This is a genomic window from Lysobacter soyae (assembly GCF_019551435.1).
GTDB lineage: Bacteria > Pseudomonadota > Gammaproteobacteria > Xanthomonadales > Xanthomonadaceae > Solilutibacter > Solilutibacter soyae.
Window position 1 is genome coordinate 767,232 of sequence record NZ_CP080544.1, and the last position, 26,811, is coordinate 794,042.

The 26,811-nt window shown below is 58.6% G+C and carries 25 protein-coding genes, 2 tRNA genes and 2 pseudogenes; 18 read left to right on the top strand and 11 right to left on the bottom strand.

What is annotated here, in order from left to right:
- Nucleotides 1–45: 45 nt before the first annotated feature.
- The 5 genes from chrA to trxA are packed head-to-tail and all read right to left on the bottom strand — an operon-like array spanning nt 46 to nt 4,519.
- On the bottom strand, nt 46–1,263 hold the full coding sequence (gene chrA / locus H8L67_RS03645; protein WP_220380410.1) for a chromate efflux transporter: 1,218 nt from the start codon (nt 1,261–1,263) through the stop codon (nt 46–48).
- A 14-nt stretch (nt 1,264–1,277) separates the two neighbouring features.
- Entirely contained in the window at nt 1,278–2,474 is a 1,197-nt protein-coding gene (locus tag H8L67_RS03650) for a PQQ-dependent sugar dehydrogenase (protein ID WP_220380411.1), read from the bottom strand.
- Nucleotides 2,475–2,478: 4 nt separating this feature from the next.
- Nucleotides 2,479–3,144 carry a DUF502 domain-containing protein gene (locus H8L67_RS03655; protein ID WP_220380412.1) on the bottom strand — a complete coding sequence of 222 codons (666 nt, stop codon included), beginning with the start codon at nt 3,142–3,144 and terminating at the stop codon, nt 2,479–2,481.
- Nucleotides 3,145–3,153: 9 nt separating this feature from the next.
- Complete coding sequence (locus tag H8L67_RS03660) at nt 3,154–3,642, bottom strand: DUF4442 domain-containing protein (protein ID WP_220380413.1); 489 nt, start codon at nt 3,640–3,642, stop codon at nt 3,154–3,156.
- A gap of 4 nt (nt 3,643–3,646) precedes the next feature.
- Nucleotides 3,647–4,519: a thioredoxin gene (gene trxA, locus H8L67_RS03665; protein ID WP_220380414.1), complete on the bottom strand. Its 873-nt coding sequence runs from the start codon at nt 4,517–4,519 to the stop codon at nt 3,647–3,649.
- A gap of 71 nt (nt 4,520–4,590) precedes the next feature.
- Here trxA and H8L67_RS03670 point away from each other — a divergent pair, with 71 nt between their 5' ends.
- The 5 genes from H8L67_RS03670 (at nt 4,591) to nadD (ending at nt 10,281) form a co-directional block, all read left to right on the top strand.
- The gene (locus H8L67_RS03670; protein ID WP_220380415.1) at nt 4,591–5,217 is read left to right on the top strand and encodes a DUF998 domain-containing protein; all 627 of its coding nucleotides are present in this window, start codon (nt 4,591–4,593) and stop codon (nt 5,215–5,217) included.
- A gap of 76 nt (nt 5,218–5,293) precedes the next feature.
- On the top strand, nt 5,294–8,044 hold the full coding sequence (gene leuS / locus H8L67_RS03675; RefSeq protein WP_220380416.1) for a leucine--tRNA ligase: 2,751 nt from the start codon (nt 5,294–5,296) through the stop codon (nt 8,042–8,044).
- Nucleotides 8,045–8,078: 34 nt separating this feature from the next.
- Nucleotides 8,079–8,600 (top strand): LPS-assembly lipoprotein LptE, encoded by a 522-nt coding sequence (locus H8L67_RS03680; RefSeq protein ID WP_220380417.1) that lies wholly within the window; start codon nt 8,079–8,081, stop codon nt 8,598–8,600.
- A gap of 2 nt (nt 8,601–8,602) precedes the next feature.
- Nucleotides 8,603–9,640: a DNA polymerase III subunit delta gene (holA, locus tag H8L67_RS03685; protein ID WP_220380418.1), complete on the top strand. Its 1,038-nt coding sequence runs from the start codon at nt 8,603–8,605 to the stop codon at nt 9,638–9,640.
- Nucleotides 9,637–10,281: a nicotinate-nucleotide adenylyltransferase gene (gene nadD / locus H8L67_RS03690; RefSeq protein ID WP_220380419.1), complete on the top strand. Its 645-nt coding sequence runs from the start codon at nt 9,637–9,639 to the stop codon at nt 10,279–10,281. Before holA ends, nadD begins: the two co-directional genes overlap by 4 nt.
- A 138-nt stretch (nt 10,282–10,419) precedes the next feature.
- On the opposite strand, the gene H8L67_RS03695 is transcribed toward nadD, so the two are convergent.
- Nucleotides 10,420–10,496, bottom strand: a tRNA-Arg gene (locus H8L67_RS03695).
- A 237-nt stretch (nt 10,497–10,733) separates the two neighbouring features.
- Between H8L67_RS03695 and thrS the strand changes: the two genes are divergently transcribed.
- From thrS to H8L67_RS03740, 10 genes and pseudogenes are all read left to right on the top strand, one after another.
- Entirely contained in the window at nt 10,734–12,638 is a 1,905-nt protein-coding gene (gene thrS, locus H8L67_RS03700; protein ID WP_220380420.1) for a threonine--tRNA ligase, read from the top strand.
- Complete coding sequence (gene infC, locus H8L67_RS03705) at nt 12,638–13,228, top strand: translation initiation factor IF-3 (RefSeq protein WP_220380421.1); 591 nt, start codon at nt 12,638–12,640, stop codon at nt 13,226–13,228. The genes thrS and infC overlap by 1 nt, the downstream gene beginning before the upstream one ends.
- A 318-nt stretch (nt 13,229–13,546) precedes the next feature.
- Nucleotides 13,547–13,744 (top strand): 50S ribosomal protein L35, encoded by a 198-nt coding sequence (gene rpmI / locus H8L67_RS03710; RefSeq protein ID WP_166295503.1) that lies wholly within the window; start codon nt 13,547–13,549, stop codon nt 13,742–13,744.
- Between the two features lie 11 nt (nt 13,745–13,755).
- Nucleotides 13,756–14,106 (top strand): annotated as a pseudogene (gene rplT / locus H8L67_RS03715) (50S ribosomal protein L20); the annotation flags it as partial.
- Nucleotides 14,107–14,148: 42 nt separating this feature from the next.
- Nucleotides 14,149–14,553 (top strand): DUF4332 domain-containing protein, encoded by a 405-nt coding sequence (locus tag H8L67_RS10410; protein WP_343222350.1) that lies wholly within the window; start codon nt 14,149–14,151, stop codon nt 14,551–14,553.
- Nucleotides 14,554–14,690: 137 nt separating this feature from the next.
- Entirely contained in the window at nt 14,691–15,686 is a 996-nt protein-coding gene (gene pheS / locus H8L67_RS03720) for a phenylalanine--tRNA ligase subunit alpha (protein WP_220380422.1), read from the top strand.
- An 11-nt stretch (nt 15,687–15,697) separates the two neighbouring features.
- Nucleotides 15,698–18,070, top strand: coding sequence for a phenylalanine--tRNA ligase subunit beta (gene pheT / locus H8L67_RS03725; RefSeq protein WP_220380423.1), 2,373 nt, complete (start codon nt 15,698–15,700; stop codon nt 18,068–18,070).
- Between the two features lie 11 nt (nt 18,071–18,081).
- A complete protein-coding gene (locus tag H8L67_RS03730) occupies nt 18,082–18,369 on the top strand; it encodes an integration host factor subunit alpha (protein WP_220380424.1) in 288 nt (95 codons plus the stop codon).
- The gene (locus tag H8L67_RS03735) at nt 18,362–18,724 is read left to right on the top strand and encodes a MerR family transcriptional regulator (protein ID WP_220380425.1); all 363 of its coding nucleotides are present in this window, start codon (nt 18,362–18,364) and stop codon (nt 18,722–18,724) included. Before H8L67_RS03730 ends, H8L67_RS03735 begins: the two co-directional genes overlap by 8 nt.
- 22 nt (nt 18,725–18,746) lie before the next feature.
- Nucleotides 18,747–18,823 (top strand) — tRNA-Pro (locus H8L67_RS03740).
- A 124-nt stretch (nt 18,824–18,947) separates the two neighbouring features.
- Here H8L67_RS03740 and H8L67_RS03745 read toward each other — a convergent pair.
- From H8L67_RS03745 to H8L67_RS03760, 4 genes and pseudogenes are all read right to left on the bottom strand, one after another.
- Nucleotides 18,948–19,127 (bottom strand): isochorismatase family protein, encoded by a 180-nt coding sequence (locus H8L67_RS03745; protein WP_220380426.1) that lies wholly within the window; start codon nt 19,125–19,127, stop codon nt 18,948–18,950.
- Nucleotides 19,128–19,293: 166 nt separating this feature from the next.
- Nucleotides 19,294–19,461: pseudogene (locus tag H8L67_RS03750) on the bottom strand (HupB); the annotation flags it as partial.
- An 83-nt stretch (nt 19,462–19,544) separates the two neighbouring features.
- Entirely contained in the window at nt 19,545–20,093 is a 549-nt protein-coding gene (locus H8L67_RS03755) for a GIY-YIG nuclease family protein (protein WP_220380428.1), read from the bottom strand.
- A 7-nt stretch (nt 20,094–20,100) separates the two neighbouring features.
- On the bottom strand, nt 20,101–21,141 hold the full coding sequence (locus H8L67_RS03760; RefSeq protein ID WP_220380429.1) for a magnesium transporter CorA family protein: 1,041 nt from the start codon (nt 21,139–21,141) through the stop codon (nt 20,101–20,103).
- Between the two features lie 131 nt (nt 21,142–21,272).
- On the opposite strand from H8L67_RS03760, the gene H8L67_RS03765 reads away from it, so the two are divergent.
- Genes H8L67_RS03765 through ku form a run of 3 tightly spaced genes read left to right on the top strand, consistent with a single transcriptional unit; the run spans nt 21,273 to nt 25,613 of the window.
- Nucleotides 21,273–22,283 carry an SDR family oxidoreductase gene (locus H8L67_RS03765; protein ID WP_220380723.1) on the top strand — a complete coding sequence of 337 codons (1,011 nt, stop codon included), beginning with the start codon at nt 21,273–21,275 and terminating at the stop codon, nt 22,281–22,283.
- 6 nt (nt 22,284–22,289) lie between these two features.
- A complete protein-coding gene (gene ligD, locus H8L67_RS03770; RefSeq protein WP_220380430.1) occupies nt 22,290–24,698 on the top strand; it encodes a DNA ligase D in 2,409 nt (802 codons plus the stop codon).
- A 24-nt stretch (nt 24,699–24,722) separates the two neighbouring features.
- Complete coding sequence (gene ku, locus H8L67_RS03775) at nt 24,723–25,613, top strand: non-homologous end joining protein Ku (protein WP_220380431.1); 891 nt, start codon at nt 24,723–24,725, stop codon at nt 25,611–25,613.
- 9 nt (nt 25,614–25,622) lie between these two features.
- Here the strand turns inward: ku and H8L67_RS03780 are convergent, their stop codons facing one another.
- The gene (locus tag H8L67_RS03780; protein WP_434063423.1) at nt 25,623–26,780 is read right to left on the bottom strand and encodes a DNA topoisomerase IB; all 1,158 of its coding nucleotides are present in this window, start codon (nt 26,778–26,780) and stop codon (nt 25,623–25,625) included.
- Nucleotides 26,781–26,811: the final 31 nt, after the last annotated feature.

The following is a 26,811-nucleotide window of genomic DNA, read 5'->3' on the forward strand; positions in this document are numbered from 1 at the left end:
TTGCAAAGAAAGCCGGGGAAACCCGGCTTTTTTTATTCCACGGTTTTAAGACCACGCGGCCGCCGAAGCGTAAACCAAGCAGGCGCCGACAATCCAAATCGCCGGCACGCGATAGCCCAGCATCGCAACACAGGCAATCACGGCGAACATACCGTCCCAAAGCGAATGCAGCCCCTGCGTGCATACCGGCGTGACAAACGCGGCGGCCAACACACCCACGACGGCCGCGTTGATGCCGGCCATGGCGTGCACCGCGCGCGGGTGGTTCGCAACGCGTGCCCAGACCGGCAAGGTGGCCATCAGCAACAAGAATCCGGGCAGGAAGATCGCCAATACCGCCACGAGTCCACCGAGCCAAGGCTGTCCAACGTTCGCCTCGGCGCCCAAAAATGCCGCCAATGAAAACATCGGACCCGGCATCGCCTGTGCTGCGCCATAGCCGGCGAGAAAGGTTTGCGGTGTGAGCCAACCCGTGTCGACGGTTGCGCTTTGCAACAGCGGCAAGACCACATGACCGCCACCAAAGACCAGTGCGCCGGCTTGATAAAAAGCGGCTGCGATGCCCGTTGAGGTCGGCAAGGCGTGTCGCCCCAAGTACAACGCAGTACCGAGGCCGATCAAGTAGAGCAGCATGAAGACCGGCGCCCAGCGCGCACCAAAACGCAGCGGAATCGCCGAGCTTGCTTTGGGTGCCACGTGCCGGCAAAAAACGCGACCGGCCATCGCACCGAACACAATGGTCAGCAATTGCATCCAAGCGCTTTGCGTTGCCAGGATGGCAAGCGCGGCACAGACAGCAATGACGGCACGCGGTATGTCCGGCGTGAGTTGGCGCGCCATGCCGATCAGACCATGCGCCACGACCACGACGGCGACCAGTTTGAGCCCGTGAATGAGTGCCGCGGCAACGGCCGTGTCCAAATGCGGTAGGGCGGCGACCATGCCGAACATCAGCAACACCGAGGGCAAAGTAAAGGCGACGAAGGCTGCGATCGCGCCGAGTGAGCCGCCGCGCATCAGTCCCAGCGAAAATCCCAATTGGCTGCTTGCGGGGCCAGGCAAGAATTGGCAGAGCGCCAGTACTTGCGCAAACGTCGGTTCATCCAGCCATCGACGCCGGACGACGAATTCGTTGTGCATGTAGCCCACGTGCGCAATCGGGCCGCCGAACGCGGACAAGCCCAATTTCAAGAAGGCCAGAAAAATTTCCGGTACCGAACTTGGCGCACCCGGCGCTCCCTCGAACACGCGTTGGTCGGACATCGGTGAGGCTGCGCTTATTCGGGATGGACGTAATAAACCACGCCGTATTTGTCATCCGTGAACAGGAATGCGTCATTGCCGGTTCTCAGAATGCCGCAGGGTCGGCCGGATACTTTTCCGGCGCTGAGGAATCCGGTCATGAAGTCACCGAGCGGTTTGCCGCTGGCGGACATGCGGACAATTTTGTAGCCGTGCCCGAGTTTCGTGCTGCCCGAACCATGCAGCGCGACCAGATATTCATCCGCCAACTGCGCATTATTGGCGGCGCCGAAAAAATCGAATCCGAGCGCTGAAGCATGGGCGTCGAATCGTCCCATCGGCGCCGGGACATTCTTGCAGGCTTCCTTGCGCGGATATTTCGGATCGGCCTTGATGGCAGCACCGGCGACATAGCAATGCGGCCAGCCGTAGTCCTTGCCGCGGCTCAAGGCGTAAAAGGATTCGTTCGGCAGGTTCGGTCCGAGGTGATCGACGCCCTGATTGGTCGCCATCAACCGATCGCCGGCAAACTGCATCCAGACCGCATTGCGCAGACCGCGTGCGAAAACGTTCGAGCCACTGCCATCGGGATTCATTTCGAGCACCACGGCGCGCTTGTCCATTTCTGCCGGATCTTCGATGCAAGCGTTACAGCTGCTGCCGATGGCCACGTAGAGTTTGCCGTTGGGACCGGCAACGACGGTTCGTGTCAGATGCCAGCCGCCATTTGCGGCGCTCATGCCTTTGTCGGGGAAACGGGCCACCACTTGGGCGGCGCCGGTCGGCCGGGTTTCACCCGCCACATAGGCATAACGCAGCAGCACGTCGGTCAGCGCGACATAAATCCATTGTTTGCCCGCAGCGTCTTTCATGAAAGCGACGCTGTTCGGGTTGCGCAGACCGCTGGCCCACGGGGTGACGCGCTTGACGCGACCGGTCTTCGGATCGAAGCCGTCCAAAATGTAAATCGCGCCGCGCGAATTGTCGGCGAGGTTGTACATGCTGGTGAGGAAGATGCGGTTGTCCGGGCTGCGCGCAAAAAATCTCGGACGCTTGAATCCATCCGCCACCACCGAGAACGTATAACCTTTCGGCAGGTTGAGTGTCATCGTCCGGCCATCGGCCAACTTCAATGTCTTGGCAAACAAGGGCGCGCTGGCATTTGCCGCGGCGGCCGCTGTTGCGAAGCTGACGGTGAGAGCGATGAACGCAAGCCGCAACAGGTTTTTCATGAGATCAGCTCAAAGGTGGGTTGGAGCGCGGCAAATGATTTGAAGGTGCCACGGCGCCGCCGGAAATGATGAAACTCATGGCTTGATCCACCGTCCAATCGGTGGGGATCAGATCTTCGATCGGGACGATTTCCAAATAACCGCCGGTCGGGTTGGGCGTGGTCGGCACATAGACGGCCGCCATCTCGCGACCCGTACCTTCTTCTTTCAATACCCGGGTGACGAATCCGACCGTCCGCATGCCTTTGGCCGGAAACTCGATGAGTACAACGCGCTGCGTACCGTCAGGCGAAGTCTGCAAAATATCGAGCAATTTTCGCGCGCCGGAATAGACCGAATTCGCCAGCGGTACCCGTTGGATGAACCTATCGAAGGCAAGCAAAATGCGCTGCCCGACCATGCGTCCGGCAAACGCACCGACCAGCAAAATCACGGCGATCGTGCCGATCAATGCCAGGAAACCCCGGGCGGTCTCACTGGTGATCCAAGCCATTGCCGGATTGCCGGCGGCAATCTCCGCGAGTGCGGGCTCGACCCATGGCCGACTGATGTCGCTCAGCGTGACAAACACGAAGCGGACCACCACCCAAGTCAGCCAAATCGGCAGCAAGGTCAACAGGCCGGTCAAAAACAAGCGGCGAAGGGATCGGGATTGGGGTTCGGTCGACATGCGGCGATTCTACGCTGCGTCTGATGACCGGTCTTCGGTCGTCCGGCGACTTTTTTTCAGTCGGACATAGATTTGCTTGCGAACCTTTGCCACCACCGTGCCATCGTCGGCCACCACATCGGTGTTAAACCAGCGCAAAACCTTTTCACCGCCAGCAGCGGCGGCGCGGAGTTCGTCAACGATTTCCGGTGTGACATCGAAAGTTGCCGAGACGTGACCGCGACCAGGCTTCTCGAAGGAGATCTCCGCGGCGCGATCCCAGACGATGTAGTCGCGCCCCAGTTGATGCAGGATCAACAACATCCAAAAGGGATCGGTCATCGAGAACAGACTGCCGCCGAATTGCGAGCCCACGTAGTTTCGATTCCACGGGCGCAGACGCAAAACGACGCGCGCATGGCGCCAATCGTTGCTGAGTTCGGTGAGCTTGATGCCGGAAAACAAAAAGGGCGGCCACAGGTTGATCCCGTGGCGAAACATGAAAGGGGTGACTTCCATTGAATCAGGACAGCAACAGTGCCGACATTTGACGGCGGTAGCGGCTGACCAAATCGTCGTCGTCGATGATCCGGAATGCGTCGATCAAGGCCTTTCGCGGCAACCCGTCCTGATACGTCCGATCGCGTTTCAGCATTTCCAGCAGCTGTTTCAGACCCTCTTCCTGCTGCCCGCCCAGAAGGTGGTGCAAGGCCAACAAATGGCGTGCGGTCATGTCGCCGGCATCGGTGGCTACTGCCGCTTCGAGCACTTCGCGCGGCGGGGCGTTTTCAAGCTGGCGGGCGAAGTCGAGCTTGGCGTGGGCTTTGACTGCGCGGTCATCGGTGGCGAGATTGGCGGGCAGGGCGTCGATCATGGTGCGCGCTTCGTGCATGGCACCGGTTTCGAGCAGCGCCAGCGCGAGGTCGAGTGCGTGCCCGGGCTTGTCCGGCTCGGTCTCCATCAAATGCCGGAGGCGCACCACTTCCGCATGGGGATCCGGCTTTTCTTCCGTCGCACCTTCAACCACCGCGTCTTCGACCGCGGCCGCAAGCGGCTCGATGCCATGATGACTCAAGAATGAGCGCACTTGGTCTTCAGGTAGCGCACCTTGGAAGCCGTCCACCGGCTGCCCGTTGCGGAACAAATAGACCGTGGGAATCGAGCGGATTTGAAACGCCGCGGCAATTTGCGGCTCGGCTTCGGTATCGACTTTCGCCAACACAAACGCACCGTTGTACTCGGCGGCCAATTTTTCAAGAATCGGTTTGAGGGTCTTGCACGGGCCGCACCATTCCGCCCAGAAATCAATGATGACCGGCATCTCCATCGATTTGTGGATGATTTCTTTCTCAAAGGCGTCTGTGGTGACGTCGACGCTGTAGGTGTCAGTGGTCATGATTTGAATCCGTTGTGATGTGTGCAATGCTCCCATACACCCAGATAAGGGTGCGTGAGCGGAAATCAAGAATGATCGGTATTGGAACAGACAAAACCCGCGGATTTCGCGATCTGCCCTGGCCGGGCATCTTGGCCTTGGCCATGTTCGCTGCGGCGCTGTTCGCCGCAGTGCGCGTGGCGGGATGGCATGTCGGTCTGCCGATCAGCTTGGCGGGGTCGAACCTGTCCAAGGTTGCCCAGGAGTTCAACGCGCTGGGGTTTGTCGCGCCGGGCATGTTGATGGCCTTCCAAGCCTTGCGTAGCCGCATGCGGATGCTGGAATCCGCAGGCAGGGGCGAGCGCTTCGCTATGTGGTTGTGGATGCTCAGCGGCATGGCCTTCGCGTCGATGGGTGTGTTTTCTTTGGACACGCGCATCGGGATTGACGAAGGCAGCAATCAACACCATGCGGTTGCCTGGTATCTGTGGTGGTCGTCGGCGGCACTGGGTTGTATCGCGGCGGTGTTCGGTCGCGAACAACGACTGCGTTGGTTTGCCGTGTTCGCCTTCGTGGAAATTCTTTTGGGCGTTTGGTATTTGCCTTCGGTGGCGCCGGTGGGCGTGGCGCAGGTCTTTGCCGTTTTGGCGTGGATGGTATGGCCGTTCAGCCGCGTCGGCATGCTGAGTCGTCAAAAGGATGAAAAGTCGGTGATTTGAGCCTGAAAAGGCTTGCCGCACCTGTTCCTCCTTGCTGCAGTGCGGTACGCTGTTTCTTTCAGCTTATGCCGCACACGTGAACACGCAAGTAGCCCCTGATCCCTCGCATTACGATCCCCGCAGCATCGAATCCGCCGCGCAGAATTTCTGGTCCGCCAGTCGCGCCTATGAAGTGAGCGAAACGGGCGACAAGCCGAAGTATTACTGCTTGTCGATGTTGCCGTACCCGAGTGGTGCTTTGCATGTGGGTCACGTGCGCAATTACACCATCGGCGATGTGATTTCGCGTTACAAACGCATGACCGGTTTCAACGTGTTGCAGCCGATGGGCTGGGATGCGTTCGGTCTTCCGGCGGAAAACGCGGCGATCAAAAACAAGACCGCGCCCGCGAAGTGGACCTACGCAAACATTGCGCACATGCGTACACAGTTGCAGTCCATGGGCTACGCCATCGATTGGAGTCGCGAATTCGCCACCTGCCGCCCCGACTATTACGTGCATGAGCAACGCATGTTCGTGCGCTTGATGAAAAAGGGCATCGCCTATCGCAAGAACAGCGTCGTCAATTGGGATCCGATCGACCAAACCGTGCTGGCCAATGAGCAAGTCATTGACGGTCGCGGCTGGCGAACCGGCGCCTTGATCGAAAAGCGCGAAATTCCACAGTGGTTCCTGCGCATCACCGATTACGCGCAAGATTTGCTCGACGGTTTGGACACGCTCGACGGCTGGCCGGATTCGGTCAAGACCATGCAGCGCAATTGGATCGGCCGCAGCGAAGGCTTGGAGGTTCAGTTCCGCGTCGAAGGCGAAGAAGCACCGCTGTGTGTCTTCACCACCCGTCCCGACACGCTGATGGGCGTGACCTTCCTCAGCATTGCCGGTGAACATCCGTTGGCACAGAAGGCGGCCGCCGGGAATCCGGAGATCGCCGCTTTCGTGGCATCGTTGAAGCAGGGCGGCGTTTCGGAAGCCGAGCAGGAAACGCAAGAAAAGCGCGGCATTGCCACAGGGCTTTGGGCGACCCATCCGATCACCGGTGAAGACCTGCCGATCTACATCGCGAACTTTGTCTTGATGGGCTACGGCACCGGTGCGGTGATGGCCGTGCCTGCGCATGATCAGCGCGATTGGGAATTTGCCAAGGCCTACGGCTTGCCGATCCGGCCGGTGGTGGTGCCGGTGTCGGTACGCGACGCCCTGGCCGAAGTCACCGCCGACGAGCATTCGCATGCCGACATCATGCAAGCGGCATTGGGCGCACAAACCTCGCTGGACGTCTACGAGAAAGATGCCGCGGTGCAGGTGATTTCCGAGTACCTGCGCAAGATCAACGATGAAGCCGCCTACACGGAGCGTGGATTCCTGATCAATTCCGGCGAATACAACGGCATGGATTACGCCGCCGCGTTCGAAGCGCTGGCGCGCAATTTCGAAGAGGACGGTCGCGGACGCGTACAAGTCAATTACCGCTTGCGCGATTGGGGTGTGAGCCGTCAACGCTATTGGGGTTGCCCGATTCCGGTGATCTATTGCGCCGACTGCGGCGCCGTACCGGTACCTGAAGACCAGTTGCCGGTGCGACTGCCTGAAGATGTCGAGGATGCCTTCGCCGCCGGTCAGGTCGTGTCACCCATCAAGGCGGATCCGGAATGGCGCAAATGTACGTGTCCGACCTGCGGCAAGCCGGCAGAACGTGAAACCGACACCTTCGACACCTTCATGGAGTCGAGCTGGTACTACGCGCGCTACACGTCGCCGGGTGCCAACGAGATGGTGGACGAACGCGCCAAGTATTGGTTGCCCGTCGATCAATACATCGGCGGTATCGAACACGCGATCCTGCACTTGATGTATTTCCGTTTCTACAACAAGTTGTTGCATGAAGCGGGAATGGTGCCGGCGAGTGAACCTGCGACGCATCTGCTGACGCAGGGTATGGTGATTGCCGACACCTTTTTCCGTGATGGCGGCGACGGTCGCAAGGAATGGATCAATCCCGCCGACGTCGACATCCAACGCGACGAGCGCGGCAAGGTGATCGGCGCCGTCAGCATTCAAGACGGTTCGCCGGTGCACATCGGCGGCACCGAAAAAATGTCGAAGTCGAAGAACAACGGCGTGGATCCGCAGGTGCTGGTCGATAAATACGGTGCCGACACCGTGCGTCTTTTCTCGATGTTTGCAGCACCGCCGGAGCAGTCTCTGGAATGGAGCGATGCGGGCGTCGAAGGCATGGCGCGTTTTCTGCGACGTGTCTGGCGCGATGTGGTCACCCACGCTTCCCAACCCGATCATCCGGAAGTGGATACATCGGCGTTGAATGCCGCACAAAAACAAATGCGCCGGCACGTGCATGAAACGATCCAAAAAGTGGGAGACGATTTCGGTCGCCGCCACAGTTTCAATACCGCCATCGCATCGATGATGGAATTGTTGAATCACGTCAACAAGTTTGACGACATGAGCGATCAAGGCCGTGCGATCCGCCATGAGGCGTTCGAAACCATCGTCCTGATGTTGAATCCGGTCACGCCGCATATCAGCCATCGTTTGTGGCAGGTGTTGGGGCATCCCGAAACCGTGCTGGAAGACGTGCCGTTCCCGACAGTGGATCCGGACGCATTGGTGCGCGACTCGCTCAAGCTTGCCGTGCAGTTGAACGGCAAATTGCGCGGCACCTTGGAAGTGGCGCAGGGTGCCGACACCGCATCGATCGAAGCCATGGCATTGGCCGAACCGGGCGTGGTCGCCAATCTGAACGGGATGACGATTCGCAAGGTGATCGTGGTCCCGGGTCGCGTCGTCAACATCGTGGCAAGCTAAGATGAACCGGTTCCCGAACCCCGCGCGAGTGCACATGATTCGTAAGTTGCTGATCCTCGTTTGCTTCGTTGTCTTGGCCGGCTGCGGCTTTCATCCGCGCGGCGCGATGGTCTTGCCGGAAGATTTGGGTCCGCTGCGCGTGGTCTCGAGCGATCCGTACAGCCCGCTGGCAGAATCGCTTTCCGAGGCGATGACACGCGCCGGTGCCATGCCGGCCGATCCGAGCCTGACCACCGGTGTCTCCACCTTGGAAATCCATTCCGAGCGTTGGGGCGACATTCCGATTGCGATCGATCAACAAGGCCGTGCGCTGGAATTCAGCTTGAAATACGCCGTCGTGTTCAGCATGCGTGACACGCTGGACAAGGAAATCATTCCGCAACAAGTCGTCGAACTGTCGCGTGACTACGTGGCGCCGCCTGCGGATGCCATAGGGCGCAGCAGCGAACGCGACTTGTTGGCCAAGGAGCTTCGCCGTGAAATGTCTGCGACGATCTTGCGTCGTATCGATACGGTGTCCAAGCGTGCGCGTGCGGTGGAAGCCGCACCGCAGTAACCGTGGAACAAAAGCCCGAACAACTGGCTGCGTCAGTCACCGCACAGACGCTCAAACCCGCCTATTTGATCGCGGGTGCTGAATTCCTCAAAGTTATGGAAGCCGCTGACGCGATTCGCGCGGCGGCACGTGCGGCCGGTGTGGACGGTCGCGATGTGTTCGACTCGTCGCCGAAAGATTTCGATTGGCAGTTTGTCGAGAATGCCACCAGCGCGATGGGGCTGTTCAGTTCAACGAAATTGGTTGAAGTGACGGTGCCGACGGGCAAGCCGGGCAAAGAGGGCGCGGCGATGATCGAAGCCTTCTGCGCCAATCCGCCGCCCGGCACCACCTTGTTGGTGCTTGCCAACGAATGGAGCAACAAACATGCGGGGAAGTGGAGCGACGCCATTGGCCGCGTCGGCGTGGTCTCGATTGCATGGCCGGTAAAGCCCCACGAGTTTCCCGATTGGATCCGCGCGCGCATGCGCAGCCGGAAAGTCCAAGCCACGCAAGCGGCCATCGAACAACTGGCCCTGCGTACCGAGGGCAATTTGTTGGCTGCCGCACAAGAGATTGACAAGCTTGCATTGCTTGCCGGCGGTGACATGATCGATGAAGCGGGGATGGAGACATTTGTCGCCGATGCCGCGCGTTTCGATGTCTTTCGTTTGTTGGATAGCGCGTTGAACGGCGATGCGCCGATGGTGTCGCGCATGGTGGCCGGCCTGCAAGCGGAAGGGACGGCGATTCAAGCCTTGCTCGGCATGGTGATCATGGAAGTTCAGCGCCTGACCGCACTCGCGATCACGCAGGCGCGCGGCGGCAACATGTCGCAGGAATTCAAAGTTCACCGCATCTGGGATTCGAAGCAGGCGCAATACAAGCGCGCGCTTGCGCGTTATCCCGCGGCCAAATGGCAAGGATTGCTGGCGGAAATCGGACGTTTGGATCGTGCCGGCAAAGGCAGAGCGGGTGACGATCCTTGGTTGTTGCTGGAACGCGTCTTGCTCGCCGTGGCCGAGCCGCGTGCGCATGGATTGTTGAGGGCGCACGCTTGAGTTTGCGCGTGCTGTACGGCGGTACCTTCGACCCCGTGCATGCCGGTCACATCGCGGTGGCGAAACATGCCCGTGACGTGCTGGCCGCAGAGGTCGCGTTGTTACCGGCGGGTGATCCGCCGCATAAAGGGCCCACGCTTGCGAGCGCCGCACAACGTGTGGCCATGTGCGATTTGGCGATCGCGGGAATCCGAGGCTTGCGCGTGGACGCGCGCGAAGCGATGCGCGATACCCCGTCGTGGACCTTCGACACCTTGGTCGAACTTCGCGAAGAGATCGGATTCGACCTCCCCGTCGCCCTGTTGATCGGCGCAGACAGCTTTCTGTCATTGCCCACGTGGAAAGAATGGCGCGCGCTGTTCGGCCTTGCGCACTTTGTTGTGGCGGAACGTCCGGGCAATGTCTTGCAGGCCAATACCTGGCCAACGGAATTGCATGAGGCCGCGAGCGAACGCATCGTGCAAACACCGGAGGAATTGCATCAAGCCGCCGCCGGCAGCGTGTTCATGATGAACCAACCGGTCTTCCCGCATTCCTCAAGCGAAATCCGCGCACGCATCGCGCAAGGCGGCGCCTGGCAAACCGGGGTCGACCCCAAAGTCGCCGACTTCATAGAATCCAACGCCCTCTACCGCCAATGATTTTCCCTTCTCCACTGCGTGTAGAAGCACAGCTCTCCCTTCTCCACAAAGTGGAGAAGGTGGCGCAAAGCGCCGGATGAGGCGCTCTTAAGCGCATTCCAGACATAAAAAAACCAGCCAATCGGCTGGTTTCTTTAATGGCGCGCCCGGAGCGATTCGAACGCCCGACCCCCAAGTTCGTAGCCTGGTGCTCTATCCAACTGAGCTACGGGCGCGCTGTGAGCTGGGAATTATGCCCATGCCAATCGGCCGCGTCAAGCCTCGGGCTTGACCTATTTATCCATGCGCGCGACGATAGGCACATCAACCCCGTTGAAGAGGTGGCCCGCGCAAGCCGGCCGAGTGTGTGACATGAGTACTACCATCCGCCACGCCTGAATCTGCCGACGCTATCGAACCCATCGATAAGGCGCCTCGGCGTCTTTTTTTGTGCCCGCAACCTACACAGACCCATGATCAATATCACGCTCCCGGACGGCAGCCGCCGCGAATTCGAAAACCCTGTCACTGTCGGCGAAATTGCCGCGTCCATCGGTGCCGGTCTTGCCAAGGCCGCTTTGGCCGGAAAAGTGGACGGCAAGCTGGTCGATACCAGCCATCGCATTGACCAAGACGCAGCGCTGGAAATCGTCACCGACAAGCACCCCGACGCCCTTGAAGTCCTGCGCCATTCCAGCGCGCACTTGTTGGCCCAGGCGGTGCAACGCTTGTTCCCCACGGCGCAGGTCACCATCGGTCCGGTGATCGACAACGGCTTCTATTACGACTTCGCCTTCGAACGCCCGTTCACCCCGGAAGACTTGCCGGCCATTGAAGCCGAAATGCAAAAAATCGTGAAGGAGTCGCTGCCGGTCGAACGCAGTGTCATGGCGCGTGATGAAGCGACGAAATTCTTCCGCGACATGGGCGAAGAGTACAAGGCGCAAATCATCGAATCGATTCCGTCGGACGAACCGCTCTCGCTGTACAAGCAAGGCGGATTTACCGATTTGTGCCGCGGCCCGCACGTGCCGAACACCGACAAACTGCGCGCTTTCAAGTTGATGAAAGTGGCCGGTGCCTATTGGCGCGGTGATCACAACAACGCGATGCTGTCCCGCATCTACGGGACGGCCTGGTTGAATGACAAAGATCTCAAGGCCTACCTCACGCAATTGGAAGAAGCCGAGAAGCGCGATCACCGCAAGATCGGCAAGGCGCAAGATCTCTTCCATCTTCAAGAAGAAGGCCCCGGTCTGGTGTTCTGGCATCCGAAGGGCTGGCGCATTTGGCAGGTGGTCGAGCAATACATGCGCAAGGTCTATGTCGACACCGGCTATGGCGAAGTGCGTTGCCCGCAAATTCTCGATGTGTCGTTGTGGCAAAAGTCCGGCCACTGGGACAACTATCAGGACAACATGTTTTTCACCGAATCGGAAAAGCGCACCTATGCGCTCAAGCCGATGAACTGTCCGGGTCACGTGCAAGTCTTCAATCAAGGCTTGCATAGCTACCGTGACTTGCCGATCCGTTACGGCGAGTTCGGCGCCTGCCATCGCAACGAACCGTCGGGTGCGTTGCACGGCATCTTGCGCGTGCGCGGTTTCACCCAGGACGATGGCCATATCTTCTGCACCGAAGCGCAAATCGAACAAGAAGTGGCGGCATTCCACCAGCAAGCGCTTAAGGTCTATGCCGATTTCGGCTTCAGCGATATCCAAATCAAGATCGCCTTGCGTCCGGAATCGCGTCTGGGCGACGATGCCACCTGGGACAAGGCCGAAGATGCCCTGCGTAGCGCACTTGGCGGCGCCGGTGTGGAATGGGAAGAGCTTCCGGGCGAAGGGGCGTTTTATGGTCCCAAGATCGAATACCACTTGAAGGACGCGATCGGCCGCACGTGGCAGCTGGGCACCATGCAGGTGGACTTCATGATGCCGGGCCGTCTGGGCGCCGAATACGTTGACGAAAACAGCCAGCGGAAGCACCCGGTCATGCTGCACCGCGCGATCGTCGGGTCCATGGAGCGCTTCATCGGCATTCTGATTGAGCACCATGCGGGTCATTTCCCGGCATGGTTGGCGCCTGTTCAGGCCGTTGTCATGAACATCACCGACGCCCAAGCCGACTACGTCCGCGACGTTGCCCAGGCACTTGCCGGCAAGGGCTTCCGTGTCGAGACCGACCTGCGCAACGAGAAAATCGGCTACAAAATCCGCGAACACGCCATGCAGCGCATCCCCTATCAATTGGTGGTGGGCGACCGTGAGAAGGAGCAGGGCATGGTGGCGGTCCGGACCCGAGCCGGCGAAGACCTCGGCAGCATGCCGATTGAATCGTTTGCCGAACGCCTCGCAGCGGAGCACATTCCGGCATAATGGTGTCCGAACCCGGGGCCGATGAAAAACGTGCCCCGGTCTTGAAACCCAACGGAGATTGCAGCATCAGTACCAACGACAACAAACAAAACCGCCGTAACGGAGAAATCCGCGTTCCCCGCGTGCGCGTGATTGGCAGTGACGGAGAAATGATTGGCGTGTTGTCACGCGATGAAGCACTTCGGGCAGCGGAAGATGAGGGTCTCGACCTTGTCGAAATCCAACCCAACGCTGATCCGCCGGTTTGCAAGATCATGGACTTCGGCAAGTTCAAGTTCGATCTGCAAAAGAAGGCGAACGAAGCCAAGAAGAAAACCAAGCAGCAAGAAATCAAGGAACTGAAGTTCCGTCCCGTCACCGACGAAGGCGACTATCAGATCAAGCTGCGCAACATGCGCCGCTTCCTTGAAGAAGGCGACAAAGTGAAAGTCAACATCCGTTTCCGTGGCCGCGAAATGAGCCATCAGGATCTGGGCGTTGAAATGGCCAAGCGGATCGAAGCGGATCTTGGCGAAGACATCGTGATCGAATCGCGTCCGCGCCTGGAAGGCCGGCAGATGGTCATGATGATTGCGCCGAAGAAGAAGTAAGCAAAAGCGGCCTCATCCGGCGCTTCGCGCCACCTTCTCCACTGCGTGGAGAAGGAAAAGCAGTCCCCTCTCCATCTTTGATGGAGAGGGTGCCCCCGCAGGGGGCGGGTGAGGCGCTCTTCCGCTCTTCCCAACTCACCTTGCGCAAACCCCCAAAATAAGCCATACTTGGCGACCCCGTGAATGCGGGGGAAGTGGACCCGTCGTGCGTTTCGCCCCTCTCAGGCGCAGCCACGGCCTATTAACCGGCTTGGGCATGGATGGAAAGCGAGGTTTCGACCTCCGCCCGGTCAGTCTGAAGATCACAAGGATAAAAACATGCCGAAGATCAAAACCCACCGCGGGGCGGCGAAGCGTTTTCGCAAGACCGCAAGCGGCAAATACAAGTGCGGACACGCAAACCGCAGCCACATCCTCACCAAGAAAGCCACCAAGCGGAAGCGCAATCTGCGTCAAACGAACCACGTTCGTGCAGAAGATGCAGGCCGTTTGGACCGTATGCTTCCCTACCTCTGAGGACCTGAACCATGGCACGAGTTAAGCGTGGCGTCATCGCACGTCGCCGTCACAAAAAAGTTCTGAACCGCGCGAAGGGTTATTACAACGCCCGCCGCAAGGTTTTCCGCGTAGCCAAGCAGGCCGTCATCAAGGCCCAGCAATACGCCTACATCGGCCGCAAGCTCAAGAAGCGTCAGTTCCGTTCGCTGTGGATTGCGCGTATCAACGCCGCATCCCGCATGTACGGTCTGTCCTACAGCCGCTTCATGAACGGTCTGCTAAAGGCCGGCATCACCCTTGACCGCAAGGTCTTGTCGGATATCGCCGTGCACGACTTGAAAGGTTTCGGCGATCTCGCTGAAGCTGCAGGCAAGGCATTGAACATCGAAATCACGCGTCCGGCCAATGTGCCGCAATACGTGATGGAACCGGTTCGCCCGACCTACAAGTCGAAGACCAAAACCGACGCCGCACCGGCTGCCGCCGAAAAAGCACCGGCCAAGAAAGCCGCTGCCAAGAAGGCTGCCGCGCCGAAGGCTGAAGCCGCACCGAAGAAAGCTGCCGCCAAGTCCGCCAAGGACGACCTGAAAGTGATTGAAGGCATCGGCCCGAAGATCGCTGAAGTGTTCAACGCCGCAGGCATCTCGACCTTCGCAGAATTGGCCGGCACCGATGCCGCCAAGCTCCGCGAAATCCTCGACGAAGCCGGCAGCCAATTTGCTTCGCACGATCCGACCACCTGGCCGCAACAAGCAGCACTCGCTGCCGAAGGCAAGATGGACGAATTGAAGGCATTGCAAGACGAACTGTTGGGCGGCCGCGCGTAAGCCAACGCCGAACTTTCCTTCGCGTTGCGTGCGCGAACGGATTGTCGAGTGAAACCCGATGGGGGAGGGCGCGAGTCCTCCCCCATTTTCATTTGTGCGACCTGCGGCTCGCCTACTAAACACGGTAAATTGCTGTCATGACCGACAACGAATCCTTGAAACAAACCGCGCTTGCGGACATCGCGGCTGCAGACACGCCGGAGGCCATCGAAGCCCTGCGTGTCGGGCTGTTCGGCAAGAGCGGCAGCATCACCGCGCAACTGAAAACCCTGGGTACCTTGGCCCCCGATGCGCGCAAGCTCGCAGGCGAAGCGTTGAATGCCGTTCGCACCGAGGTGCAAGATGCCCTCAACGCACGCAAGCAACTGCTCGACCAGGCCGCGGAAGATGCGAAGGTCAGGGCCGAACGCGTCGACATGACCTTGCCGGGGCGTCAGGCAGAGCGTGGCGGTGCACATCCGCTGACGCGCGCCTTGGACCGCATCATCGATATCTTCGCGCGCATGGGCTATGACGTCGCCGAAGGCCCCGAAATCGAAGACGACTGGCACAACTTCGAAGCATTGAATTTTCCGCCGCACCATCCGGCGCGCGCCATGCACGACACTTTCTATTTCGGTGACGGTCGTTTGCTGCGAACCCATACCTCGGGTGTGCAGATCCGTTACATGAAAGACCAACAGCCGCCGTTACGCATGATTGCGCCGGGCAAGGTCTACCGCAGCGACAGCGATCAGACCCATTCGCCCATGTTCCACCAAGTGGAAGGCTTGCTGATTGACGAACACGCGAACTTCGCCGACTTGAAGGGCACCATTGCCGCATTCTTGCGCAGCTTCTTCGAGCGCGATTTTGAAATGCTGTTCAAGCCCACGTACTTCCCGTTCGTCGAACCGGGTGCTGACGTGGTGATCAAATGGGAACTCGAGAACGGCGAATCGCGTTGGCTCGAAGTGCTCGGCTGCGGCATGGTTCACCCGAACGTGTTGCAGAGTGCCGGGATCGATCCTGAGAAATACACCGGTTTTGCCTTTGGTATGGGCGTCGAGCGTTTGGCGATGTTGCGCTATGGCGTGACCGATCTTCGCGCCTTCTTTGAAAATGACGTGCGCTTCCTGCGCCAATTCGCGTAAGGAGTCCGAGCATGAAATTCTCTGAAAATTGGTTGCGCGAACTTGTGCCGGACTTGCCGGCCAGCGAACAACTCGAACACCAGCTCACCATGATCGGCCTTGAAGTCGAAGGCAGCGAGACCCTCGGCGTGGGTCTTGATCATGTCGTGGTCGGACAGATTGTGGCCTGTGCGCGTCATCCCGAAGCCGACCGCTTGCAAATCTGCAAAGTGGATGCCGGTGAGCACGGCACGCTGCAGATCGTCTGCGGCGCACCCAACGCACGCCAGGGTTTGAAAGCCCCGCTGGCGATGGTGGGCGCGCAAATCGGTGAGTTGAAAATCAAACCGGCGAAACTTCGGGGTGTTGAATCCAACGGCATGCTCTGCTCTGCAAAAGAACTCGGTTTGGATGCCGATGCATCGGGCCTGCTGGAGTTACCGGGTGATGCGCCTGTCGGTGCCGCCTTGGTTGACTACCTCGGTTTGCCCGATCGTGTCATCGAACTCGGTCTCACGCCCAACCGGGCCGATTGCTTCTGCGTGCAAGGCATCGCCGCGGATATCGCGGCCGCCAATGGCGTGCACCTGTCCCAAGAAGTCCAAGCGCAAGTCGGGCCGGCGATCGACAGCACGCTGCAAGTCAAACTCGAGGCGGGCGCCGCGGCGCCGCGCTATGCCGGTCGCGTGATTGAAGGTGTCGATCCAGACGCGATCACGCCCTTGTGGCTGGCCGAGCGCCTGCGTCGCAGCGGTATCCGACCGGTGAGCTTCTTGGTCGACGTCACTCAGTATGTGATGCTCGATTTGGGTCAACCCATGCACGCCTTCGACCGAGACTTGTTGAAAGGTCCGGTCGGTGTACGGCTGGCGCGCAAGGGCGAACAAGTCAAATTGCTTGACGGTCGCGAGGCCGCGCTCGATGACGACCTCTTGGTGATTACCGATGCCGACCGGCCGGTTGCGCTGGCGGGCATCATGGGTGGCGCGGATACGCGCGTTACTGACGCGACGCGCAACGTGTTTCTTGAAGCGGCACATTTCGCGCCGGAAGCCATTATCGGCAAATCTCGTCGATTTGGTTTGCACACCGATGCCTCGCACCGCTTTGAACGCGGTGTCGATCCCCACTTGCCGGCCATTGCCATCGAACGCGCCACGCAATTGATCATGGATCATGCGGGCGGCAAGCCAGGTCCGGTGGTTGTTGAAACCCTTGACGTTCACCTGCCGCAACGCAGCGCAGTCAGCCTGCGTCGTGCACGTCTGGACCGAGTCCTGGGCGTGCAAGTGCCGAGCGCGGATGTGGAACGGATTCTGAGCGCCCTAGGCATGACGGTGGAAACGACGGCAGACGGTTGGCTTGCCACGCCGCCGAGCCGACGTTTCGATATTGCGATTGAAGATGACCTGATCGAAGAAGTCGCGCGCATTCACGGCTACGACCGCATTCCCACCACCTTGCCGGCAGCCGGCGCACATATCCATGCGCCGACCGAAACGCGGATCACGGCGCAAGCGCTGCGTGCGCACATGGTGGCGCGTGACTGGCAGGAAGCGCTGTGTTTTGCCTTCGTCGATTTGCCACTGTTGGAACGTTGGGGTCTGGCCGACAACCACGTCGCGCTTGCCAACCCGCTGAGCGCCGAATTGGGCATCATGCGCACCGGATTGTTGCCGGGGCTCGCGCAAACTTTGGCCTACAACGTGGCAAGGCAGCAAAACCGCGTGCGTCTGTTCGAACTCGGCAACGTCTTCCACGCAAATGGCAACGACGCGCCGATCGAAAACGCGCATTTCGCCGCAGTGGCGACCGGGGATGCGATGGCCGAGCAATGGGCGTCCGGTGCGCGCGCATTCGATATCTTCGACATCAAGGGTGAAGTGGAAGCGCTCGCCGCCATGGCGCAATGCACCTTGGAATTTGTCGCTTCCGCACCTGCGCACGCACATCCGGGTCGTTCCGCCGATGTCTTGCGCGACGGTAAGAAGATCGGTTGGGTTGGACAGTTGCATCCGCGTCTGCAAAAACAACTCGATGTGGATACCCCTGTGTTCGCGTTTGAGCTCGACGTGAATGCGTTGGTGCAACGCAAGGTGCCGCGTGCGGAGACCTTGTCGAAATTCCCGGCCGTGCGTCGCGACCTCGCGTTTGTCGTGGGCGAAGACGTCTCATGGGCGAAAATTTCCGAAGCCGTGCGTGCAGCCGCAGGCGAGTCGTTGAAGTCTTTGCTGTTGTTCGACCGCTATAGTGGGAAGGGCATCGAAGAGGGATCAAAAAGTCTCGCCATGGGCTTGATTCTTCAAGACAATTCGCGCACTCTGACTGATCAAGTTGCCAATGACGTGATGCAAGCCGTAACTGAACGGTTGTCTCATGACTTCGGCGCCGTGATCAGATCCTGAGGGGGGTAGAGATGGCACTAACCAAAGCGGAACTCGCCGACCACATCAATGAGCAGGTCGGGCTCAACAAGCGCGAGTCGAAAGAGTTTGTCGATTCGTTCTTTGATGCCGTGAGTGAAGCCTTGGCCGAGGGCCGTCAAGTGAAGTTGTCCGGTTTCGGCAATTTCGATCTGCGCCGCAAGAACCAACGCCCGGGTCGTAATCCGAAAACCGGCGAGGAAATTCCAATCAGCGCACGCACTGTAGTCACCTTCAAGCCCGGCCAAAAGCTGAAGGAAAGGGTGGAAGCACGTGCTTGATCCGGGCAGCAACAAAGAACTTCCGCCGATTCCGGCTAAGCGGTATTTCACCATCGGCGAGGTCAGCGAATTGTGCGACGTCAAGCCGCACGTCTTGCGCTATTGGGAAACGGAGTTTCCGTCACTGAAACCGGTGAAGCGTCGCGGCAATCGCCGTTACTACCAACGCACCGACGTGGTGATGGTGCGCCAGATCCGCGGTCTGCTGTACGAACAGGGCTACACCATCGGTGGCGCCCGTCTGCGAATTGACGGCGAGGCCAACAAAACCTCCGCTGTGGCCGCCGGCGGTAGCGACAGCTATTTCGCGATTCGTGCGGAGCTCGAGGCGATCCTCGATCTTTTGTCGCGTTAACCGCTATAATGAGCGTCCTTTTCGGGGTATAGCGCAGCCTGGTAGCGCACCAGTCTGGGGGACTGGTGGTCGTCGGTTCGAATCCGGCTACCCCGACCAAAATTCGATGGCAGCCTCTGTCAAGTTTGAAAAACCCTCGGAGAAATCCGGGGGTTTTGTTTTCGTGGCGATAAGGAATTTCCCGTATTCGCGTTCAACAGCCGAAAGGCAATGTCATCAGAGATCAAAGCGTAGGACTTCTCATCAATGCCTTTCTGGATGAGGTCCTTTTGATCACTATCAATGCGGTGCAAAGTACACAAGCATCGGTAGCTACTCCTGTGATGACCAATGCATTCACCTCGAGCGTGTCCAGCAATGCTTTGAGCGTGGTCAGAAAGAATGCGGATTGCTTGGGCTTCAAAGGCTGGACAGAACCGGGAAGTTGGCGTCTTCATGCACGGGACATACCTTTTTCCCCTCTGACATGGACCGCGGTTCTCACTCCGCCGATTTTGGTCAACGCGATTCCCGCATTCCGTGAATACGTCATATGCAGACGCGTCGTTTCAAGCGCTCGGTCAGTGAGACTTTCTTGAAGACGACTTCTTGCCGCCGCCATCCTGCTTGTTCACGGTTGCCCAAGCGATTCGTTCTGCGATTTTCTCGCTCTTTCCTGCGTCGCGCTCACTTTTTTCAATATGCGCAGCTTGGCGCTTCTGTTTATCCGTATAGCTTGATTTGTCTCCGCGTGGCATAACACGCTCCTGTGACACCGGATGCTTTCCGGTCAACCAAGCAGTAACACACCCGGAGTTGCGGTAACGTAAAAATCACATGGTCATAGACCGAGCGTCACGAGCATTTCGCGCGGAACGGTTCGTTCGACATTGACGCCGAATGCACGATGTGCGTCCACCACGTTGCGTAGTCGGTTCAGCGCATCTCGGCTGAGCATCCCGTCCAGATGCTGGGCATGGCCACGCGATATAAGGCCGAATAGGTGATCAAGTTCCGAAGTCATTCGTTCCTCAATGACAGCACGGGCGGAACTGTGGGTGGTGAAACCCTGGGAATTCAACATATCCACAGCCTCGGCTGCGATGGCGTTGGCACCCCTGAACCACTCTGTTCGACCGCCGGCGGCAATGGATAACGTCAATGGCATCGGGCAAGCATGATCGCGAAGCAGGCGATGCAATCGGGTTTCCAGCGCTTGTGCATCCTTTCGGGTCTCGGTCTCGACGAGTTGGCTGTGGTCAATATCAAATTCCTCGAACCAACGCGCATGAAAGGAAGACCAGCGTTTCAACGGATCATGCGTTAAACCGATTTTTAACAGGTCTTCCGGACCTGCCACCGCCAACACATACAGAAAGGCCCGGCTCATGATGCTTTCAGAACCACTTGCGCCGTGCACCTACCAATAGCACGCACGACGAAACCGCCAGCATCGTTCCAATGGTGATGAAGAAGCCTTTGTCCTCCGTCTCGAAAAACGAAGTTTGAAAATTCATTCCCATCGCGCCAACGACCACGGACATGAAGCCGAAAGTTCCGGCAGCAAATGAAATGAGTCGCAAACTTCTGTTGGTGCGAAGCGCAATGCGATTGGTCAGTACTTCCAACGTGCCGATCACGAGTTCACGGGTTCCTTCAACGGCATCTATTGCATTCTGGAATTGCTGCTCCAATGCATTGAAGAGACGGGAAACGGATTTGGATGCATCTGGCATGAAGTCGGGTCGGGAAAGACTCGAGAAAACGATTCGATGAGAAGCGAGCATCCTACGCAATCGTGCCGCCGTCTTGCGCATCGTTGCCAGTCGCACCGAATCCTCATCGTGCCTGTCTTCGAGGATGTCCGCTTCAATGCGGTCCAGCGCAGCTTCAAATACCGTCACAGCATCGAAATAGGATTCCAGCACCCAGTGAAGCAACGAACCCATGAAGGTTAACGAGCCGAGCTCACCCAAGCGCGAATGGCCATGCTCGCGATTTCTCAGGTCGTCGATGAAGGGCACAGGCTTATGGTGCCGGGTGAGAACGTAGCCAGGTCCGGCGAAGATATCGAGCAGGATGCCATCAAATTTCAGGTTGCCCGAATGTTGTGAGATGGCCACCCGACACCACGCGTAATCGCTATCAACTCCGACAGTGGGGTTACTGCCCGGTGACAGTGCGCTTTCGAAGGGTAGGTGCGGGATGTTGAGACGACTGCGGATATCGTCCAAAAAGCTGTCCGACATCACGTCGATCCAGAATAATTCGTCACGATTCTCACAGGGGAAAAGTTCATCAAGCGCAATACCATTGGCTTCGCCTTCTGCCGTGTACTTGGTAATACGCAGACCTTCGGTGGCCTGTGACTCCTCCGGCGTCTCTGTTTGAATAGAAGTGGCGTTCATATCGAAGAGCATGCAGATCGCGGAATGCATTTGATGTCGCGATCTGTCAGCCGTTAGTGCTTCATTCAAGAAGAAAAATGAATTGAGAATGAAATCTTCACATCTTCAATTGATGCACCGGAGAAGAATCGGTAAATCAGACGGGTGACGCGGAAGAGGGCATTTCATGGTCGCGCGAAAAAAAAAACGCTGAAACGGGCAACAAGCAAAGCGCGGCTAGAACGGTCTCGAGACAGCGGGCGCTGCAGCGGGACGTGGACTCAAAAGATGCGACGCAGAAAAGTTCGACGCCGTCGAAGAAGCCCGTTCAGGCGGGTTTGCGAAAGCAGCCCGTGCGAATGCCCGAGCAACATTTGAAAAAGCCGGGTCGAGAAGCGGCGCTGGCGCTAGCGCCCCGCTTTGATGCCCCTGACTATGTAGGAAGCGGCAAGTTGAATGGTTTGAATGCGATCGTGACGGGTGGAGATTCCGGTATCGGTAGAGCTGTGGCGGTACTGTTTGCGCGTGAAGGCGCCAACGTCGCGATCGTTTATCTCAACGAACACGAGGATGCGGCGGAAAGCGCACGCTGGGTGGAAGGCGAGGGTAGAAAGGCCCTGTGCATTCCCGGCGACGTGCGTGATTCCGCGTTCTGCAAGAGGGCTGTTGCCAAAGCCAAGAAAGCCTTCGGCAGCATTGATGTTTTGGTCAACAACGCAGGTTTCCAACTCCATGGCGACAAACTCGAAGACCTGACCGACGCGCACATTCAGGAGACTTTGCAAACCAATGTCGCCGGCTACTTGTACATGGCGCGCGCGGTGCTGCCGCACATGAAGGAAGGTGCATCGATCGTCAATTGTGGCTCCGTCACCGGCTTGTTCGGCAGCCCGAAACTGATCGACTACTCCGCGACCAAGGGCGCGGTGCACGCATTCACCAAGGCGCTGGCCACGAATTTGTTAACGCGCGGCATCCGCGTGAATGCAGTAGCGCCCGGACCGGTGTGGACACCTTTCAACCCGGCTGACAAGCCGGCGAAGGAAGTGGCCAAATTCGGCAAGGACAGTGCGATGGGGCGGCCGGCACAACCCGAAGAGCTCGCTCCCGCATTCGTGTTCCTTGCGTCTCCTGTCATGTCGTCGTACGTCAACGGGATTGTGCTGCCGGTCATGGGTGGGCCCATCGGATGAGCTGCGATGGCGCTTGAGGCGTACCGCAAGAAGCGTAGCTTCTCGAAGACGCCGGAACCCGACGGTCTCGCCATGCGCAGGAAGCGCGCAGCGCGCGATCTAAGTTTCGTGGTTCAGTTACATCATGCAAGCCATCGCCATTACGACTTCCGCTTGGAGTTGGGGGGCGTGCTGAAAAGCTGGGCCGTGCCCAAGGGTCCGAGCTTCGATCCGTCGGTCAAACGAATGGCGGTGGAGGTCGAGGATCATCCACTGGATTACGCGGGCTTCGAAGGCAAGATTCCCCACGATCAATACGGCGGCGGGCATGTGGCCGTATTCGATGCCGGCACCTGGACGCCGATCGGCGGAGACGCGTTCGAAATGGTTGAGAAAGGGCATCTCAAGTTCGACTTGCATGGCGAGCGGCTGAAGGGACAGTGGCATTTGGTCCGGACGCGTAAAAGTGCAACAAAGCCGCAATGGCTGTTGTTCAAGTCGGACGACGCATGGGCCGGACCGATCGAAGCAGATGACTTGCTCGAGGGCGTAACCCTGCCCGACGCGGTCGACCTGGCTCGCGCGCGACGTCCAGGCAAGCGCTCAGCTCTTCATTCCAATAAGGCTGTATCCGCGAAACGCAAGCGCTCGAGTTCACCACCCGCACCCATGCTGGCGCGATTGGTGGACCGCCCCCCCGTAGGCAGCGGTTGGATTCATGAAATCAAATGGGATGGATATCGCATTGTTGCGATCCTCCGACACGGAAAGGCGCGCTTGTATTCCCGGAATGGTCTCGACTGGAGCACAAAGATGCCTGCAGTTGTCGAAGCTGTGGAAGCTTTGAACATTGACGATGCCATCCTGGATGGTGAAGTAATCGCAGGCAAAGGTACGCGCGAAGATTTCAATGCACTGCAGGCGGCGCTGAAGGCAGGTCGCTCAGATGCTCTGGTGTATATGGCTTTCGATCTTCTTGAAGTGGACGGGGAAGACCTGCGTGAGCTCCCTCTATCCGTGCGAAAAGCAAGACTGAAGGCCTTGTTGGATGGGAGGAACGGCGGAGTGGGGTTCACCCAAGTGGCGAAAAGCTCTGCGGATCGCGCCCTTCAAATTGCGGTGAATGCAGGCTATGAAGGCATCATTTCGAAGCGTGAAGACTCCCGTTACATGGCGGGTCGGAGCGAGGATTGGCTCAAAACAAAGGCAATTGCATCCGACGAATTTGCGATTGTCGGGTACACGCATCCCAAGGGCGGACGGAAGGGCATCGGCGCATTGCTCCTTGCGACGCCGGAAGGCAAAAGCGGATGGCGTTATGTCGGGCGGGTCGGCAGCGGCATCAGTGACGACGTATTGTCGGCCTTCGCGCGCACGCTGGACGGGCATGGAACCCCGCGCCCAACCGTGCGGGTGCCGGAGAATGATACCGATCTTTCCAAAGCACTCTGGATCCCGCCGGAAGGAGTGGTGGAGGTCTACGTGCGAGGATTCGGCGGCAACGGACTGTTGCGGCAAGCCTCGTTCAAAACCGTACGTCCAGACAAACGCGCTGAAGACCTGCGGTCACCCGACGTCGCGGTGTCTTTGAGCAGTCCGGAGAAAATTCTGTTCCCCGAATCGGGAATTACCAAACAACAGGTCTGGGATTACTACAACGCCGTGATGGATTGGTTCTTGCCAGAGATAGAAGGACGTCCATTGTCTCTGGTCAGGTGCCCGGGCGGGATTGATGGGAACTGCTTCTTCCAGAAACACGCCACCGCCGACATGCGCAGCGCAAGCGCAAAACCACCGAAGACCTCTGCGTCCTTGGACGCCGACACGCCCGTTGTACATTCGGAAGACGACGTTCGAATCCTCGTCCAATTCAACACCTTGGAGTTTCACCCTTGGGGTGCGCGCGCCGAGTCACCGGAGCATGCCGACGGTCTGGTGTTCGACTTGGATCCGGATCCCGGACTTCCTTGGAAGGAGGTTGTGCGCGCAGCGCGCGAAGTGCACGACAATTTGCGCAAGGCGAGCTTGGCGTCTTTCGTGCGTACCAGTGGTGGTAAGGGCCTGCATGTGTTCGTGCCACTCAACCCGCCGGTCCCGTGGTCTGATGCGAAACCTTTTGCCGAAGCGTTTGCAAAGACGATGGTAGCGCTGCATCCGGATCGCTATACCGCCACGGCCAATAAGGCGAAACGGACCGGTCGCATCTTTATTGATTGGCTTCGAAATGGCCGCGGTTCGACCAGCGTTGCGAGCTTTTCGCTGCGGGCACGAGCGGGCGCTCCCCTGGCGATGCCACTCGCATGGTCGGAACTCGGCCGAACCGAGGGCGGCGATGTCTTTAACCTTGCGAACGCCCTCCCGCGGATGGCGGCTTGGTCGACGCATCCTTGGGGAGACTACCGTGCGTTGAAGCAGACTTTGCGACACTCGGACTGACATCGGATTTAAGGAGAAGCGCATATGGCACGCCCCATCTGGACAGGTAGCTTGTCGTTCGGGCTGTTGAACGTCCCGGTTGCATTGATGCCCGGTAGCCGAAGCACCGACCTGTCTTTCCGCATGTTGGATGCGCGCGACAAAAAGCCGATCCGCTTCGAACGTGTCAACGCGGAAACAGGTGAGGAAGTTCCGTGGAAGGATATCGTGAAGGCGTTCGAATATGACAAGGGCAGCTATGTCGTCATTGAGAAGGATGACATCGCCTCTGCTGCGCCCGAAAGCCACGAGAGCGTAGAAATTGAAGCCTTCGTCGATGAAGATGAGATTGATCCCCGCTATTTCGAGAAGCCGTATGTGCTGGTCCCGGGCAAGAAGGCCGAGAAGGGCTACGTGCTGCTACGCGAGACTTTAAAGAAGGCGAAGAAAGTGGGAATTGCACGTGTGGTAATCCGCTCGCGCGAATATTTGGCTGCGGTCATGCCTTACGAAGACGCGATCACACTGGTGTTGATGCGCTACCCGCAGGAACTTGTGGATCCGGCCGAATACAACTTGCCCAAGGGTGCAAAGGCGGATTACCGCATCAGTGCCAAGGAGTTGGAGATGGCAACGCAACTCGTGGCATCGATGTCCGGAAAGTTTGAACCGGGTGATTTCCATGATGAGTTTCGTGAGCGTCTATCGGCGATCATCAAGAAGCGCATCAAGGCCAGGGGTGCCACCACCAAGGTGCTGGACACGCCACAAGCCGAAGAAAACGCGGCAACCAACGTCGTCGATTTCATGGCGCTGTTGCAACAAAGTCTGGCCAAGAAAGGGCAGGGTGCGAAAGCGACCAAGGCGAGCGCAAAGACAGTGAAGCGACCCGCGACTGCCAAGAAGGCGACCGCGTCGCGACGCAAGAAGGCCTGAGCGGGGCGGCTATCTGTGTTTAGCCCTTCGCGCGCGCTTCAAGAAGGCGAGGGTTTCTGCCTCCCACTGTCTTGGGCCACGCGTCCGTGCTTGCACATTGCTTAGCTTTCCCTGCCGCCAAGCTTCGAATACGGCAGGATCAATGTAGGATTTGCGGCAGACTGCCACAGTGTTGCCCAGCACTTCGGCGATCTCCGCCACGATCGCCTTTTCTATGCTCGCCAATGCGCGTTCTGAGGGCGGCTTGCCCTGGACACCCTCCGGCAGCGGCGTCTCGCAAAAGCGCCGAAACGCTATTGAGGTGCCTGCCCAAGTCCGAAAGTCCTTCGCTGTAAAGTCATCTCCTGCGATCTCTCTCAACCAGGCATTCACGTCTCCCGATTCAACGGGCGTGCGTTTGTCGTTCTCATCGATGTACTGAAAAAGCGCCTGGCCCGGCAGTTGCTGACATTTGCGAATGAGCTTTACAAGCCGCTTGTCGTCCAGCGCGATGTCGTGTGTTTTTCCGGATTTGCCTTTGAAATGAAATTGCGCGCGACCTCCTTGCACGAAGTCGACATGGCGGTTACGCAACGTGGTCACTCCGAATGAATTGTTTTCTTTCGCATAGGCTGCGTTGCCGACACGGATCAGCGTGTCAGCGAGGACTGCGACAACCATCGCAATGACTTTTTCACGCGGGAATCCGGGAGCCGCGAGCGCCTTTCGAACGGCAGCCCGCAATTTTGGCAGCTGCTGTCCGAAGGACACCACCCGATCGAATTTTCCACTGTCTCGTGTGCTGCGCCAAGCAGCATGGTAGCGATATTGCTTCCTGCCTTTCGCATCCCGACCGGTGGCCTGTAAATGGCCGTTTGCAGAGGTGCAAATCCAAACATCGCTCCACGCCGGCGGTATCGCCAAGGCTGTAATGCGATCGATCGCCTTTGCGTCCCGGACGCAGTGGCCATCAGGCATTCGGTAACGAAAGCTTCGGCCGGCTCGCAAACGTGAAATGCCGGGCGCGTCGTCGTGCACGTAGGTCAAGCCGGAGGCACGTGCATCCCGAACTTCATCAGGTTGAGCGGAACGGTGTGAGGGCAACGCGTTGGGGGCTCCGGCTTCCGCCAAGCGGGGCGCCGGCGATTTTCTTCCAGTATGCACTCCGACGTTAGCTGCTCCGTGAATCTGAAACGGAAAACGGACGCTTTCGCGTCCG